We start from the raw sequence: 15,435 nt of genomic DNA, 5'->3' as shown, positions 1-15,435 counted from the left end.
CCCAAATTTAACGGTACAATCGGTATATTATTGATTCATTAAGCGAATAAAATGAAAAGCCCCAATACCCTGATGGTGCAAGGCACCACGTCAGATGCAGGTAAAAGCGTACTTGTTGCTGCCCTGTGCCGTATTTTAGTACGCCACGGCGTTCACGTTGCCCCTTTTAAGCCACAAAATATGGCGCTTAATAGCGCGGTGACCACACAAGGAGGTGAAATTGGCCGTGCGCAGGCAGTACAGGCTGAAGCTGCAAAAATTCCACCTCATGTTGATATGAATCCGGTATTACTTAAACCCAACTCTGACATTGGCGCTCAAGTTATTTTACTTGGTAAATCAATCGGAAATATCGATGCCTTTGATTACCACCAATACAAACCTAAAATGCTGGGCCATGTTTTGGCTGCCCACCAGCGCTTAACAGAGCAATATCAAGCGGTGATTGTTGAAGGCGCAGGCAGCCCTGCCGAAATCAACCTGCGCGATCGCGATATTGCCAATATGGGTTTTGCCGAAGAAGCCGATTGCTCGGTAATTATTGTAGCCGACATCGACAAAGGCGGTGTGTTTGCTCATTTGGTAGGTACTTATGATTTACTCAGCCCCAGCGAGCAACAAAGAGTCAAAGGTTTTATTATCAATAAGTTTCGTGGTGACATCAGCTTATTACAGCCTGGTATTGATTGGCTTGAAGCACGCTTGGGTATTCCGGTACTGGCAACCATTCCTTATATTCAAAATTTACACATTGAAGCAGAAGATGCGATTGATTTTAGCCAAACACTCGACCAAAAAAATCACATTAAAGTAACGGTGATCGTTTATCCTCGGATTTCAAACCACACCGATTTTGACGTGCTACGCTTACATCCCAATGTAGAACTCACGTTTGCCCGTACACCAAACGAAGCACCATACAGCGACTTAATTATTTTACCGGGCAGTAAAAATGTACAAGCCGATTTAGCGTGGCTAAAACAACAAGGCTGGCAAAGTGTCATTAATCAACATTTACGCTATGGCGGTAAAATGCTAGGAATTTGTGGCGGCTATCAAATGCTGGGTCAAAGTATTAGCGACCCTCATGCACTCGAATCGGCACAAGCCACCCAATCTCAAGGATTAGGTTTGCTGGCCATGACCACGGAGCTTCAGAGCGAGAAAACCCTCACGAATGTCAGCGGTATTTGCCAAAGTACTCAAGCACCTATTAAAGGCTACGAAATTCATTTAGGCGTTTCACAAGGCGAGGCTTTATCGCGCCCACTTTTTACACTTAATGGCGATATTGCCGAAGGTGCACAAAGTGATGACGGTCAAATAAAAGGCACCTATTTACATGGTATTTTAGACAATCAGGCTTTACTCGAAAGCTGGCTCTCATGGGCAGGCCTTAAACACATCACTCCGTTTGACTATCCCGCTTTTCGCGATCAGCAACTCGACTACTTAGCCGATGAAGTCGAAAAAGTCTGGCCAATTGAACAGATTAAGGGATTGTTGAAATTAGACAGCACTCAATAACAATCTGCACATACAAAAAAGCACTGACCGTTGGGGTTCAGTGCTTTTTTATTCGCGCTTGGGGCTTAACTGCATAGGCAGCCTCCTTGTTTATTTCATTGCTGTTTATCGCGTTGCTAAAATATACCCACCCGCTAAAACAGTTCCCGCGACCACTGCTGACGCCATGCCAATTGTGGTTAAAAATACGATGCCTGCTACTGCTAAAACTGATGTTGCGATTGATTCAACCATTGATGATGTATTCATTTTTCTGCTCCTTTTTAACTTTTAAATTTAACTGAATTAACGTGTTGCTAAGATATAACCGCCTGCAATAACAGAACCAGTTACAACCGCTGATGCCATACCTGCTGTCGCTAAAAACGCGATACCTGCTAAAGCGAAGACTGATGTTGTTGCAAATTCGATGATGTTTGATGAAGTCATGATAATTACCTTTTAAGTTTTTAATTAAGTGGCTGTTTGCCGTTTCGTTGAGGTAATAGTAGGCAAGATTCTTTGCCCTGTTTGTGACTATGTGATGAGTGGTAAAGTGAGGTGATAAAGGGTAAATATTACGGATCCGTTATAGATCTAGAGTTAACTCTGTGTGATTTAAAATAAAAGTGAAGCGCCCAAAATAGGCTATTTGCAATCTTATTTAACTCAATTAATAATGTATGGTTTTGTAGTTAATCACTCACGATAAACTATTCAAATTGTGGATAATTGGACTCAATCAAGTACGCTAATTAACTCTCATGTTTAATAAAGCGGCTGATTCAATCTTTTTATCGTTAAGCATCGGATGAAATATGAACATGCAACATAATCACAAAAATCGATTCAACTGGCAGATGAGGTTTTTACTTATTACTGGAACCTTTTTGTTATTTTTTCCTGAATTACTGAACTTGTTTAAGTCAGTTAAAACCAGTACGGCTTTGAGTGACCGAGACTTTATCTCTCCTTTTATTTTGTACTTTGCTGCTTTAATCAATATTTTGCTGTATCACCATCAAAGAATTGTGGCGCTAGAAAGTGAGCTACAAGCCATTAAATCTAAGCAAACTGATTCTTAACACACAACGTTACTCAACAAAAAAGCACTGACCTTTAGGGTTCAGTGCTTTTTTATTCACGCTTGGGGCTTAACTGCATAGGCAGCCTCCTTGTTTATTTCATTGCTGTTTATCGCGTTGCTAAAATATACCCACCCGCTAAAACAGTTCCCGCGACCACTGCTGACGCCATACCAATTGTGGTTAAAAATACGATGCCTGCTACTGCTAAAACTGATGTTGCGATTGATTCAACCATTGATGATGTATTCATTTTTCTGCTCCTTTTTAACGTTTAAATTTAACTGAATTAACGAGTTGCTAAGATATAACCGCCTGCCAACACTGAACCGATGATAACTGCAGAAGCCATGCCTGCTGTGGCTAAAAACGCGATACCTGCTAAAGCGAAAACTGATGTTGTTGCAAATTCGATGATGTTTGATGAAGTCATGATAATTACCTTGTAAGTTTTTAATTAAGTGGCTGTTTGCCGTTTCGTTGAGGTAATAGTAGGCAAGATTCTTTGCCCTGTTTGTGACTATGTGATGAGTGGTAAAGTAAGGTGATTAAAGGTCAAAACTGGCGATAAACTTCCTGAACTGCCAGCAAAGTTGATAAAGAAACTGCAATACGCTTAACAAAGAACCCACAGCGATGAAAGTGAAAAAATAGCATCATCAAACTGCGGTAATTCGATTGATGCAATGAACTGACAACTTTATAATGCCGCGCCCTATATCTGGGTCACTTTTATCTTTTGGAGTAATTATCTTGCAATCACAATTGGCAAACCCCGCCCCGCTTGGTTTAATGGGTTTTGGCATGACCACTGTGTTACTTAACATTCATAATGCTGGCTTTTTCCCAATCAGTGCGATGATCCTTGCTATGGGCTTGTGTTATGGCGGTCTAGCACAAATTATTGCTGGAATTATGGAATATCGTCGCAACAATACATTTGGTATGACAGCCTTTTTATCCTATGGATTATTTTGGTGGAGCTTAGTTGTGCTTTTAATTTTACCTAAGTTAGGCGTTGCTGATGCAACACCCGCAGCTTACATGGGTTGTTATTTATTTATGTGGGGTGTGTTTACACTCTTTATGACCTGTGCAACGGTACATTTTAATAAAGTAAAACAAGCTATTTTTGCAGGCCTTACCTTATTATTTTTCTTACTTGCAGCCCGTGATTTTACCGGTAGCGAGTTAATAGGTGTCATTGCCGCCTATGAAGGTATTGTAGTTGGTAGCCTTGCGATTTACTTGGCAATGGCAACCGTTATTAATGAACAATTTGGCCGCACAGTGCTACCTATTGGTGAAAAAGCAAAGCCTATTGTTGCTGTCGATCTAAAGATTGCCGCTTAGTTTAACTAAATACCTTACTCTAAAAAGGCACTTGATCTCTAATCAAGTGCTTTTTTGCCATATCATCCAATTTAAAATTAAAACACCTAACCAAAACACAACACCATATACCCACCACTGAACACATTGCACAATTATTAAGCTGTGTCTAATTGTTGAATTAAGTTATAATTGCATTGCATCACATCAAAAAACTTTTCGTGTTTAACGGATCATTATTTCAGGCTGACAGTGAATCGACTAACCACCTACCTCTTTCTCTTACTTTTTCTTATCACAAGCATTTCAGCGATGGGCGCTAAGCATCAGCCTGTGACTTTTGGATTGTATGAGTTTCCACCAGAGATCATTATTAACGCGAAAGGCCAATGTGATGGACCTGCCGTCACACAGTTAAAAAAATTGTTCATGCACACAACACTCTCACTCGAAATTCGCTGTGTCGACCCTGCGCGTCTTTATAGGCTATTTGCCAAAGGCGAAGTTGATATGCTGCTTAATATCGCCTCTACCAAAGCATTAATTGGTCAATCGAGCATCATTAAGCCTCAGTTTCACACGCTACACTTAGCCATTGCGTCAAACAAAAACCAACCTGACTCTCAAACCATTTCAGCCATTCGAAGTTACGATTATGAAGGGCATAGGGTTTCATTAAGTGCACAAGGATTTAAATTTGTTGATTTAAAAAATGGCCCCGATGCATTAGAGATCTTTGCGTTAGGTCGAGTTGCGCACCACATCGGGTATATACAAGACCCTGAAATACTTAACTTTCACGATGAAAAACACCTAAAACCGAGTGAAATTACATTTAGAACATTAGAAAAACTGCCAACCTATATCCATGTTTCTAATCGCTCGCCTTATCAAGAGTTAATTATTGAGCAAATCAACACTCTTATTGAACGCAGAAATTGCACCAACCTTTACAATTGCTAAGTTATAAAGCGTGCAAACAACAAATCATTGCACCATTGCCCAGCTATTTGATAATGATCGATTAAACACCCTTCTTGTTTAAAGCCAACCTTTTGTAGCAAAGCAACCGATGCGTCATTCCCTTGTGTAACTGTCGCGGTTACTTTATGAAAACCACAATGCATAAATGCATAGTCTAAAACCGCCTGTAATGACTCGGTACCAAAACCTAATCCTTGAAACTGCGGCGCAAATAAAAAACCAACCTCTGCCTTTTTATGTTCACTCCAGCGCGATAAAAAACCAGTAAAACCGATGAGTTGGCCGCTTTCCTTTTCAACAACACTAAATGTTAACCAGCCATCACTGCCATTAAGCCAAGGCTGGATCCGGCAATTAAAGCGAGACCTTATTTTGTCTTCGTCTTCTAAATCAGCCACAAAACACATCACTTGAGGTAGTGTATGTAAATAATAAAAGAAAGCCCAATCAACTGCCTCTAAAGGCCTAAGTAACAATCTCTTTGTTTCAATTAATATCAACATTTACCCCCTGCTTAATAACCCATGCAACAATTTAATCCCCTAAAGACTACCATGCTACATAAAATTGCTTACAATCGCTCTTTATCGACACATTCAATTAAGTACCTTATGAATCAACAGATTGCCAATATCAGTTTATTAGTTGCAGATTATGATGACGCAATTGCGTTTTATACAAAAAAAATGGGTTTTACGCTGCGCGAAGATACCGATTTAGGAAATGGAAAACGCTGGGTACAAGTAGCCCCACCAACTAATCAACAAGGCTGCGCGCTATTATTAGCCAAAGCGTCTACTGAAGAGCAAATGGCTGCCATTGGCCAGCAAGCAGGCGGACGTGTATTTTTATTTTTGCAGACCGATGATTTTTGGCGCGATTATCAGGCAATGACATTGGCTGGAGTTAACTTTTTAGAGCAACCCCGTGAAGAAAGTTATGCCACAGTAGCTGTTTTTGCTGATTTATATGGCAATAAATGGGATTTAATTGAGCGTAAATAAGTTCAATAATGCACCTGCAATAATGGCTTTAATTGGACATCGCCAATACCGATATTCAATGCCAAAAAGCATATCTCATAACCAAACACTCTAGGCGCTAATATTCAGCAATTTTTAATAACAATATCGGCGCAAGGCCTTATAATTAGGTTCTTAAACCAAAAGTAAAGTTAGCATATAACTTTTAGGAATATAGCTGCATTTTAAGTTATTTTTTTCTTGTGAATAGCCAGCATATTCTGCCGTGGTAATAGCCTAACAAATGGCTATATTCGTGTTGATTGAGGAAGGTTACTGTGCAGTATTTACCCATTTTTACCAAATTAGATAATAAACCGGTGCTGGTCATCGGGGGTGGTGAAGTTGCATTGCGTAAATGTCGCGCACTTTTAGAAGCCCGTGGCAAAGTAACCTTAGTAGCACCTGAATTTTGCCACGAACTCCTCGAGTTAGCCGAACAAAATATTGTTACATTAGTACACGATTATTTTGCCCCAGCCCAACTTGATGGGCAAATGTTGGTGATTGCCGCAACAGATATCAACGCAGTAAATGAAGCGGTATTTGATGCCGCAAACGAGCGCAATATTTTTGTTAACGTGGTTGACGACCAACCTAAATGTACGTTTATTTTTCCATCTATTGTTGATCGCCACCCCATTACTATTGCGATTTCAAGCGCTGGCACTGCACCGGTCCTCGCTCGTCGATTACGCGAAAAACTCGAAACGCTCATTCCACAGCATATCGGGCCATTAGCTGAGTTAGTGGGCAGCTTTCGCACTCAAGTAAAGCAACGTTTTAAACAATTTTCTGACCGCCGCCAATTTTGGGAAAAAGTATTCGACTCAAACGTGGTCAGTAAAGTACAAACAGGTGATATTGCAGCCGCAGAGCAACAGCTTCATGCCATGCTAGACGACACCGCGCCACCACAAGGTGAGGTGTATGTGATTGGCGCAGGCCCGGGTGACCCAGAATTACTCACCCTTAAAGCCCTACAACTGATGCAACAAGCCGATGTAGTGGTATACGACTATTTAGTTTCTGATGAAATAATGACCCTTGTGCGCCGTGATGCGGATTTAATTTGTGTTGGTAAACGCATGGGCGATCATAGTGTTGAGCAACACGATACCAACCAAATGCTGGTGCGTTTAGCCAAAGAAGGTAAAAAAGTCTGTCGTATTAAAGGTGGTGATCCATTTATTTACGGCCGTGGTGGTGAAGAAGTACAAGTATTAGCAGAACACCAAGTGGCTTATCAGATAGTTCCAGGGATCACTGCAGCCGCAGGTTGTGCCGCGTATGCAGGCATTCCGCTGACTCATCGCGATCATGCCCAAGCCATTCAGTTTGTTACCGGTCATTGTAAAAAAGATGGCCAAGACCTTGATTGGCGCTCATTAGCGCAGCCACATCAGACCTTAGCTGTATATATGGGCGTGGTAAAATCGCCGTATATACAAGCAAAATTAATTGAACATGGCCGAGCCGACAGCACTCCGATTGCGATTATCGAAAATGGCACTCGTAAAAATCAGCGTGTTGTGACGGGCCACTTAGGTCAACTGTCGCAACTGATTGAACAACATGCCATTGTATCTCCGGCATTATTGATTATTGGTGAAGTAGCGCAGCTACATTCACAGCTCGCTTGGTTTGGTCAACAAGCGCAAACGAGCAGTTTTGCTCAACCACTGACAGATGTGGTGTAACAGATTAACTTTAACTATTGGTAGGAAAATCAACCATGGCTTTAACACACCTTCAGCTGTTAGAGGCTGAAAGCATTAAGATTATGCGTGAAGTCGCTGCTGAGTTTGAAAACCCAGTAATGCTTTACTCAATTGGTAAAGATTCTTCAGTGTTATTACATTTAGCACGTAAAGCGTTTTACCCAGCTAAAATCCCTTTTCCACTATTACACGTTGATACCGATTGGAAATTTCGCGAAATGATTGAGTTTCGCGACCGTTTAGCAAAAGAATATGACTTTGACCTCATTGTGCACAAAAACCCAGAAGGGTTAGCCATGGGTGTTGGTCCGTTCACTCACGGCTCAGCTAAGCATACCGACATAATGAAAACTCAGGGCTTAAAACAAGCGCTGAATAAATACGGGTTTGATGCTGCCTTTGGTGGCGCTCGTCGTGATGAAGAGAAATCGCGCGCTAAAGAACGCATTTATTCATTCCGTGATAAAAACCATAGCTGGGATCCAAAAAACCAACGCCCAGAATTATGGAGCACCTACAACAGCCAAGTTAATCAGGGCGAAAGCATTCGTGTTTTCCCATTATCAAACTGGACTGAGCTCGATATTTGGCAATATATCTACCAAGAAAATATCGACATGGTGCCGTTATATCTTGCAAAAGAGCGCCCTGTAGTAAAGCGCAACGGCACATTAATTATGGTTGATGATGACCGTATGCCGCTTGAAGAAGGCGAAGTACCGCAAATGAAGTCGGTACGCTTTAGAACGTTGGGTTGTTACCCACTGACCGGTGCGGTTGAATCTAAAGCCGACACATTGGCAGGTATTATTGAAGAAATGTTGCTTTCAACCTCATCTGAGCGTGAAGGCCGAGTGATTGACCACGATTCTGCGGGTTCAATGGAAAAGAAAAAGCGTGAGGGTTATTTCTAATGTCTAAAACCAACGACACTATTAACGAAGTTAAAGAATTAGGCGTTGAAGCATATTTAGCGCGCCAACAAGACAAAAGCTTACTTCGTTTATTAACCTGTGGCAGCGTAGATGACGGTAAATCAACCTTAATTGGGCGTTTATTACACGACAGCCACCAAATTTATGAAGACCAACTTGCGGCATTGCACAAAGACAATGAAAAAGTGGGTAATGCAGGCACAGAGCTTGACTTAGCCTTACTAGTTGACGGTCTACAGGCAGAGCGTGAGCAAGGTATCACTATTGATGTGGCGTACCGTTATTTCTCAACTGCCAAGCGTAAATTCATAATCGCTGATACACCAGGCCATGAGCAATACACGCGTAACATGGTAACTGGCGCATCAAACAGTGATTTAGCGATTATTTTGGTTGATGCCCGTTATGGCGTGCAAGTTCAAACTAAACGTCACAGCTTTATTTGTGACTCGTTAGGCATTAAACAATTTGTTGTTGCGATTAATAAAATGGACATCGTTAACTTTGACGAAGCTGTTTTTGAGCGCATCAAAGCACAATACTTAAAATTTGCCGAGCAACTTAACGTGAAAAGCATTAAGTTTGTACCAATGTCAGCCCTAAAAGGTGACAACGTGGTAACACGCTCTGAGCACACACCGTATTACACAGATTTACCGCTCTTGGCATTGTTAGAAGAGTCACCAGCAACGCTTGCAAATATGGATTCTGAGCCACGTTTACCAGTGCAATATGTGATTCGTCCTAATCTAGATTTTCGTGGCTTCCAAGGTACGATCACCTCTGGTGAATTTAACGTAGGTGATGCAATTAAAGTTTTACCATCTGGCAAACAATCAACGATTAAAGAAATTGTGACGTTTGATGGCAACTTAGCGCGTGCACAAGTAGGCCAAGCCGTCACGTTAACACTGAGCTCTGAAATAGATATCAGCCGCGGGGATGTGATTGTACCTGCAAATTCGGCAGCAACGGTTAGTAACCGCATCCAAGCAAAATTAGTATGGATGCATGAAGCGCCGTTAGTGCTAGGTAAAAGCTACAACATTAAACTCAGCAGCAAAAAAACAACAGCCGTTGTAACTCAGATTGAGCACACGATTGATGTTAATACCTTGCAGCAAGGCCACGCGGATACATTGCAATTGAATGAGATTGCCATTGTCACGCTGGAATTAACAGGAAATGTGTTAGCCGATGAATATAAAGTAAACCAAGAAACAGGTTCATTTATCCTTATCGATCGTTTAAGTAACTTAACGGTTGCTGCCGGTATGATTGAACATGTACTTGCACCTGAAGGTCGCAATAGCCGCTTTAACGAGCAAGAAATTGAGCTCAATGCGTTTATTCGTAAACACTACCCGCACTGGCAAGCCATTGACATTGCTAAGCTTTAATAGTCAACTGGGCTTCGGCCCAGTCTGGAAAACGCCATAATGTATCAGCAACTTGTATTAACCACAATTATGCTCACGCTTGTGGGCTGTTTGTTTGGCACGAAAGTCAAACCAGCTTGGTTATTTGCAGCGGCCATTGGAGCCTGTTTTTTAACAGGCTTGATTGAGCTGGAACAAATGCTGATTAATTTTGCCAACCCATCTTTAATTACTCTGATTTTATTGGTAATTGTTTCTATTGGTATCGAAAAAACGACCTTAGTACAAAAACTATCACATGTATTGGCAAAAGGCAGCCTGTTAAGTACCGTTGCAAAACTAGGTATTTCGACTGGTTTTTTATCCTCCTTTACCAACAATACCGCGGTGGTCGCCACTTTAATTTCAGCAGTTAAAGACAACCCCGTGCATTCACCATCAAAATTGTTGCTACCGCTTAGCTATACCGCCATTTTAGGAGGTACACTCACCCTAATTGGCACTTCAACTAACTTAATTGTGAATGGCTTTGCGATTGAAGCAGGCATGGCGCCACTGGGTTTTTTTGATTTTACACTGGTTGGATTAGCTGTATTTACCGTAGGTTTAATCAGTTTATTGTTTTTAGTTCGTTTTTTACCGGATAACGGCCGTAACGATCAAGAAGTTGTGCCATTTTATGTTGAAGGTAAAATTCAGGCGGGCTCAAAACTCATAGACAAAAGCGTTGAGCAAAATGGCTTACGCGACTTAAAAGACTTGTTTTTAGCTGAAATCCTTCGTGCCGATAAGCGCATTGTGGCGGTTTCACCCAAAGAGATTTTACAACAAGGCGATATTTTATTATTTGTTGGCGACATTAAGTCGGTGCCATTGTTAACGCAATTTGATGGCTTAAAAGTCATCAATGATAAACATGACATGAAAATTGAGCACCTTGTTGAGGTTGTTGTCAGTCATTCATCTAAGAATATTGGAAAAACCCTCAAAGAAGCGCGCTTTCGTGAACAATTTAATGCTGCTGTTATAGCCATTCGCCGTGGTCATGATCGCCTTCAAGGTGGCTTGGGTAAAATCCGTTTGCAAGCTGGCGACTCCCTTATTTTAGCGCCAAGCCCAAGCTTTTATGATGTACCAGACTTAAAGCGTGAGTTTGTTTATATTTCAGGCCTTGATTTACAGTCACACCTCAACGATAAAAAATCGTTTGCAGTGCTTGCCAGTTTTGTGGTCACTTTAGGGTTAGGTATTGCAGGCGTTGTGCCGTTAGTCAAAGGCTTATTAGTATTACTAATCGCGTACTTAATCACCGGAATGGTACGGGTTACCGAAGTGAAACGTCGTTTCCCCTTAGAGCTATTAGTTGTCGTTGGCAGCGCCATTGGCCTTGCTAAATTAATGATAGGTACCGGTGTCGCCGCTGAGATATCCAACGCTATGCTCTACGTTTTAGGTGATTTTGGCCCTTACGGTGCCTTTATCGCCATTTTCTTAATGACGGTTATTTTTACCGAGCTCATTACCAACAATGCCGCCGCAGCCCTTTCATTTCCAGTGGCGTATGCTCTAGCCATTGGCTTTGGGGTTGACCCATTACCGTACGTAATGGCAGTCGCGTTTGGCGCATCGGCAAGCTTTATTTCACCTTTTGGTTATCAAACCAACTTAATGGTGTATAGCGCAGGTAATTATCGCCTTAAAGATTATTTTACTGTTGGAGTGCCCATGTCGCTGATTTACTCGATTACCGTGCTGACATTAATTCCAATAGTCTTTCCATTTAAATAAGGTTTTATGATGGATAACAATATTGTATGGCAGCATTATGCTGTTTCGAAACAAGACCGCAGCGAGCGCAAGCAACATCGCCCTTGCATCATTTGGTTTACAGGCTTTTCCGGCTCGGGCAAAAGCACCGTGGCAGGCGCGCTTGAGCATGTGCTGCATCAAGCCGGCGTTCACACTTACTTACTCGATGGTGACAATGTTCGCCACGGTTTATGCAAAGACTTAGCCTTTAGTGATAGCGATCGCCAAGAAAATATTCGCCGCGTCGGTGAAGTTGCAAAACTGATGCTCGATGCAGGGTTAGTGGTACTCACTGCGTTTATCTCACCCTTTGCAGCAGAGCGCAAAATGGTGCGTGATTTAGTCGCGGATGGTGAATTTATTGAAGTATTTTTAGATACACCTTTAGCTGTGTGTGAAGAGCGCGACCCTAAAGGCTTATATGTCAAAGCCCGTGCGGGTGAAATTAAGCACTTCACCGGCATAGATTCTGAATATCAAGTGCCGACTAATCCTGAAATTGTCTTAGATACCAGTAAAAATCAATTAAGTGACTCGGTTGCGCAATTAGTCACTTACTTAAAACAACAACAGATTATTGGGTAAAGCAATGAGCCAACAGCACTTGTTAGACCAAGTTGTCGCCATAGCCAAAGCAGCTGGCGAAGCAGCGATGGTGATTTATCAAAAAGATTTTAATATCGAATATAAAGGTGATGACAGCCCAGTCACCGATGCTGATTTAGCCGCTCACGCAGTGATTGTTAAAGGGCTAAATGCTCTCACACCACAATTGCCGATACTCAGTGAAGAAAGTGCTGACATTAGCTGGGAAGAACGCCAAACGTGGCAGGAATACTGGTTAGTTGATCCTATTGATGGTACTAAAGAATTCATCAAAAAAAATGGTGAATTTACAGTTAATATCGCCCTGATTAAACAAGGCAAACCCGTTTTAGGGGTGGTTGATGCGCCGGCATTAAACGAAACCTACTTTGCCGAACAAAGCCTTGGCGCGTTTAAACAAGATAGCCAAGGCGTTCATTCGCTCAAAGTGACGAAAAAAGCCAATCAAGGCTTAATTCGAGTCGTTGGTAGCCGCTCGCATCCATCGCCTGATCTCGCTGCTTATTTAGAACAATTTGAAGCGGTAGACATGGTTCCTAAAGGTAGCTCATTAAAGCTGTGTTTAGTTGCTGAAGGCAAAGCGGATATTTATCCTCGACTGGGTTTAACATCCGAGTGGGATACTGGCGCAGGCCATGCAGTTGCACAAATTGCAGGTGCAAGCGTAACCCAAGTTGATGGCAGCGCGCTGACTTATAACCAAAAAGCGCAGTACCTCAATCCTTATTTTATTGTGTCTGCATTATTAGATTAACGCCCAATATTACTTTACTAATCAAATTCATTAGGCTCAATTAATTTTGAGCCTAAATTTTATAAGAACACACCTGTATATTTTCTATTCAAAACAATCATTTCACTCTTGAACCATTGCATATAAAAAACACAAAACTACGCCAAAACTCTCATTTTTGATGATTCACATCAAATATTATCTGTTCTTACCTTGTGTTTTATTCAACTTACCCCAAACTTAGATAGTGAAGTAACAATAAAAAGGAAAAGCTATGAAAATAAATGTTTCTGGTCATCATGTCGACGTTACTGCTTCAGTTAGAGAACATGTCGGAGAAAAGTTTTCGAAAATCGCTACACACTTTCCATCTTTGATTGCATTAGACATTATTATTTCGAAAGAGCACAATCAGTACCAAGTCGAAATTAGTACCATTTATGAAGGCGCTCGCATCTCAGCAACCGGTGAAAATGACGTTATGTACCCAGCGATTGCCTCTGCAGCTAAAAAATTAGATGCAGCTCTTAAACATCGCAAAGGTCAATTAAAAGCTAACCTCCATGAGAAGCCTGTTAGCACAACGCCAGAAATTGCGCACGAAATTATTCAAGAGATGGAATTAACCTAATCCATCCGTCTCTTTCCAAGGGCCTTAAAGGCCCTTTTTTATTTTAAGCATGCCCTACTTTGAAATCTTAACGGTATAAAAAACGCTTACTCACCAACAACACCCCTCCAGCTAAAGCCTGCAAATAAGAAAGCACTAAAATAACCCGATTCTCAAACCGACTCACTCTTCGCTCACCAATAATTTCGTAAATAACATCACCTTCAATAAACTTTTCACCACGATAAAATTGCGTCACATTCACAGCCCAAAACTCTGCTTGCTTAGCTTGGTAGGTAAAATAAGTTTCAGGATAAAAAAGCTCAAACTGTGCACATAACCATAAAAGCAAAGCCAGTAACAGCATAAAAACGGCCGTTTTAGTGAAACGGTCTAGCGGATTTACAGCTTGAACTGTCTGCGGAATAAACTCAGTTAACGCGACACCATAACAAAGCGATAGTTTATCAATCACTTCATCAGAAGGTAAAAACTGGCCATTTTCAAGTTTAGATAAATACGACTGTTGAATGCCAATTTCTCTGGCTGCAAATGCTTGGGTCCATTTTTTTTCAACGCGAAGTCGCTTTAGTTCGATTCCTAGCGGTGACATATCACACTTGCTCTACGTATTATTCTTGGGTGTATTATCACTAAAAAATGCAACAGGGCCTAGCCTTAAGCGGGTGATTCATCAATATGAATCAAAGGAATATCATGAATATTAATAGGTTATGATTTATTACAAAACACGAACGGTTATGCTGAACACTTCAAAATCAAATGGAAAAAACAAGATGAAAACCACAACCCTGTTACGACTAACCTTGATGGCAACGCTTACTTTCTCTTGCAGTATCGCGCAGGCTGAACCTGTTTTTGCGGTTAAAGCCGATATTTATCAACTAGAACAGCAAATCACCATCGACAGTAAAATAGAAGAAACCCTGAAATCGAAAGCGCCCATTCACCAACCAAGGCTACTCGCAGTACTTGGAAAAACAGCCTTAATAGAAATCGGCAGCACCGAAAGGCTCACGGCACTTGAAGTACTCACCACACCTGATGGTACTCATTTTAATGCGGCGATGAAGCTAAAAGATAAAGTTGATGGTAAGTGGGAGTCTATTACGTCGTTTATGCCTAACATCCCCAATGGCCAAACAGTTTTTTTTAGCCGCAATGTTGATAACAGCGTTTGGCTGATCAAGCTCTCTGGCACACGTTATGAATCGGTGGAATTAGGGCAAGCAAGTTTTAAAAAGTAACAATAAAAACGCAGCATTTATTTATGCTGCGTTTGCTCATTTTTCATCAGCAAAATTGTGAGGTAAATTTTGGTCGGTAACGACATAATCAACCCTAATGCGATACATACCGCAATAATGATAATCCCATTTACCCCCATAGTTTCATTAATAGCTAACACTGATAGCAAATAATGTCCCAATAAAATCAAACCAATGCCAAAAAACATAATAATTTTTAAATTACGTATTAATGATTTTGTTTTCATTTTTTCGTCCAACAACTGGCTACATCTTTAAGCCTAGTTGATATAAAAAGAAAGCACTTGACCTATATCAGCTTTTATTACAATCACCTTATTACGGTGGTTCGGTATATATTTGTCACTCCGCCATTTTTTGCACTAGAGTTAACACAAAACAAGACCAAATAAGCAGAGTCGTCATTGGATAGTATTGCAATTAA

General features: G+C 41.2%; 20 protein-coding genes. 13 read left to right on the top strand and 7 right to left on the bottom strand.

The window, feature by feature from the left end; genetic code table 11:
• Positions 1-51: 51 nt before the first annotated feature.
• Positions 52-1,527, top strand: coding sequence for a cobyric acid synthase (locus tag AC3KZC_RS00850; RefSeq protein WP_490578325.1), 1,476 nt, complete (start codon positions 52-54; stop codon positions 1,525-1,527).
• A 105-nt stretch (positions 1,528-1,632) separates the two neighbouring features.
• Here the strand turns inward: AC3KZC_RS00850 and AC3KZC_RS00845 are convergent, their stop codons facing one another.
• Positions 1,633-1,776, bottom strand: coding sequence for a hypothetical protein (locus tag AC3KZC_RS00845; protein WP_009839197.1), 144 nt, complete (start codon positions 1,774-1,776; stop codon positions 1,633-1,635).
• A 36-nt stretch (positions 1,777-1,812) separates the two neighbouring features.
• Positions 1,813-1,956: a hypothetical protein gene (locus tag AC3KZC_RS00840; RefSeq protein WP_009839195.1), complete on the bottom strand. Its 144-nt coding sequence runs from the start codon at positions 1,954-1,956 to the stop codon at positions 1,813-1,815.
• A 368-nt stretch (positions 1,957-2,324) separates the two neighbouring features.
• Between AC3KZC_RS00840 and AC3KZC_RS00835 the strand changes: the two genes are divergently transcribed.
• Positions 2,325-2,591, top strand: a complete 267-nt coding sequence (locus AC3KZC_RS00835; protein ID WP_490578326.1) for a hypothetical protein — start codon at positions 2,325-2,327, stop codon at positions 2,589-2,591.
• A gap of 109 nt (positions 2,592-2,700) precedes the next feature.
• Here the strand turns inward: AC3KZC_RS00835 and AC3KZC_RS00830 are convergent, their stop codons facing one another.
• Positions 2,701-2,844, bottom strand: a complete 144-nt coding sequence (locus tag AC3KZC_RS00830) for a hypothetical protein (RefSeq protein WP_009839197.1) — start codon at positions 2,842-2,844, stop codon at positions 2,701-2,703.
• Between the two features lie 36 nt (positions 2,845-2,880).
• Positions 2,881-3,024, bottom strand: a complete 144-nt coding sequence (locus tag AC3KZC_RS00825; protein ID WP_490578327.1) for a hypothetical protein — start codon at positions 3,022-3,024, stop codon at positions 2,881-2,883.
• Positions 3,025-3,344: 320 nt separating this feature from the next.
• Here AC3KZC_RS00825 and AC3KZC_RS00820 point away from each other — a divergent pair, with 320 nt between their 5' ends.
• Together AC3KZC_RS00820 and AC3KZC_RS00815 are read left to right on the top strand one after the other, a co-directional pair.
• Entirely contained in the window at positions 3,345-3,944 is a 600-nt protein-coding gene (locus AC3KZC_RS00820) for an acetate uptake transporter (RefSeq protein ID WP_490578328.1), read from the top strand.
• Between the two features lie 231 nt (positions 3,945-4,175).
• Entirely contained in the window at positions 4,176-4,886 is a 711-nt protein-coding gene (locus AC3KZC_RS00815) for a hypothetical protein (RefSeq protein WP_490578329.1), read from the top strand.
• On the opposite strand, the gene AC3KZC_RS00810 is transcribed toward AC3KZC_RS00815, so the two are convergent.
• A complete protein-coding gene (locus AC3KZC_RS00810; protein ID WP_490578330.1) occupies positions 4,883-5,410 on the bottom strand; it encodes a GNAT family N-acetyltransferase in 528 nt (175 codons plus the stop codon). The genes AC3KZC_RS00815 and AC3KZC_RS00810 overlap by 4 nt on opposite strands.
• Before the next feature lie 108 nt (positions 5,411-5,518).
• Between AC3KZC_RS00810 and AC3KZC_RS00805 the strand changes: the two genes are divergently transcribed.
• The 8 genes from AC3KZC_RS00805 (at position 5,519) to hpf (ending at position 13,743) form a co-directional block, all read left to right on the top strand.
• The gene (locus tag AC3KZC_RS00805; RefSeq protein ID WP_490578364.1) at positions 5,519-5,911 is read left to right on the top strand and encodes a VOC family protein; all 393 of its coding nucleotides are present in this window, start codon (positions 5,519-5,521) and stop codon (positions 5,909-5,911) included.
• Positions 5,912-6,207: 296 nt separating this feature from the next.
• A complete protein-coding gene (cysG, locus tag AC3KZC_RS00800; protein ID WP_490578331.1) occupies positions 6,208-7,629 on the top strand; it encodes a siroheme synthase CysG in 1,422 nt (473 codons plus the stop codon).
• Positions 7,630-7,664: 35 nt separating this feature from the next.
• Entirely contained in the window at positions 7,665-8,564 is a 900-nt protein-coding gene (gene cysD / locus AC3KZC_RS00795; RefSeq protein ID WP_490578332.1) for a sulfate adenylyltransferase subunit CysD, read from the top strand.
• The gene (cysN, locus tag AC3KZC_RS00790) at positions 8,564-9,985 is read left to right on the top strand and encodes a sulfate adenylyltransferase subunit CysN (protein WP_490578333.1); all 1,422 of its coding nucleotides are present in this window, start codon (positions 8,564-8,566) and stop codon (positions 9,983-9,985) included. Before cysD ends, cysN begins: the two co-directional genes overlap by 1 nt.
• A gap of 39 nt (positions 9,986-10,024) precedes the next feature.
• Positions 10,025-11,752, top strand: coding sequence for an SLC13 family permease (locus AC3KZC_RS00785; protein ID WP_490578334.1), 1,728 nt, complete (start codon positions 10,025-10,027; stop codon positions 11,750-11,752).
• Between the two features lie 9 nt (positions 11,753-11,761).
• Positions 11,762-12,358: an adenylyl-sulfate kinase gene (cysC, locus tag AC3KZC_RS00780; protein WP_490578335.1), complete on the top strand. Its 597-nt coding sequence runs from the start codon at positions 11,762-11,764 to the stop codon at positions 12,356-12,358.
• Between the two features lie 4 nt (positions 12,359-12,362).
• Positions 12,363-13,133 (top strand): 3'(2'),5'-bisphosphate nucleotidase CysQ, encoded by a 771-nt coding sequence (gene cysQ, locus AC3KZC_RS00775; protein WP_490578336.1) that lies wholly within the window; start codon positions 12,363-12,365, stop codon positions 13,131-13,133.
• 253 nt (positions 13,134-13,386) lie between these two features.
• On the top strand, positions 13,387-13,743 hold the full coding sequence (gene hpf / locus AC3KZC_RS00770; protein WP_490578337.1) for a ribosome hibernation-promoting factor, HPF/YfiA family: 357 nt from the start codon (positions 13,387-13,389) through the stop codon (positions 13,741-13,743).
• Positions 13,744-13,810: 67 nt separating this feature from the next.
• Here hpf and AC3KZC_RS00765 read toward each other — a convergent pair whose 3' ends face one another.
• Entirely contained in the window at positions 13,811-14,335 is a 525-nt protein-coding gene (locus AC3KZC_RS00765) for a helix-turn-helix domain-containing protein (RefSeq protein ID WP_490578338.1), read from the bottom strand.
• A 184-nt stretch (positions 14,336-14,519) separates the two neighbouring features.
• Between AC3KZC_RS00765 and AC3KZC_RS00760 the strand changes: the two genes are divergently transcribed.
• Positions 14,520-14,990, top strand: coding sequence for a hypothetical protein (locus tag AC3KZC_RS00760; protein WP_490578339.1), 471 nt, complete (start codon positions 14,520-14,522; stop codon positions 14,988-14,990).
• Between the two features lie 17 nt (positions 14,991-15,007).
• On the opposite strand, the gene AC3KZC_RS00755 is transcribed toward AC3KZC_RS00760, so the two are convergent.
• A complete protein-coding gene (locus tag AC3KZC_RS00755; RefSeq protein ID WP_490578340.1) occupies positions 15,008-15,238 on the bottom strand; it encodes a hypothetical protein in 231 nt (76 codons plus the stop codon).
• Between the last annotated feature and the right edge of the window lie 197 nt (positions 15,239-15,435).

The sequence above is a fragment of the Pseudoalteromonas sp. J2K-J031 genome (assembly GCF_058197095.2).
This window is presented reverse-complemented; position numbering and strand designations above follow the sequence as displayed.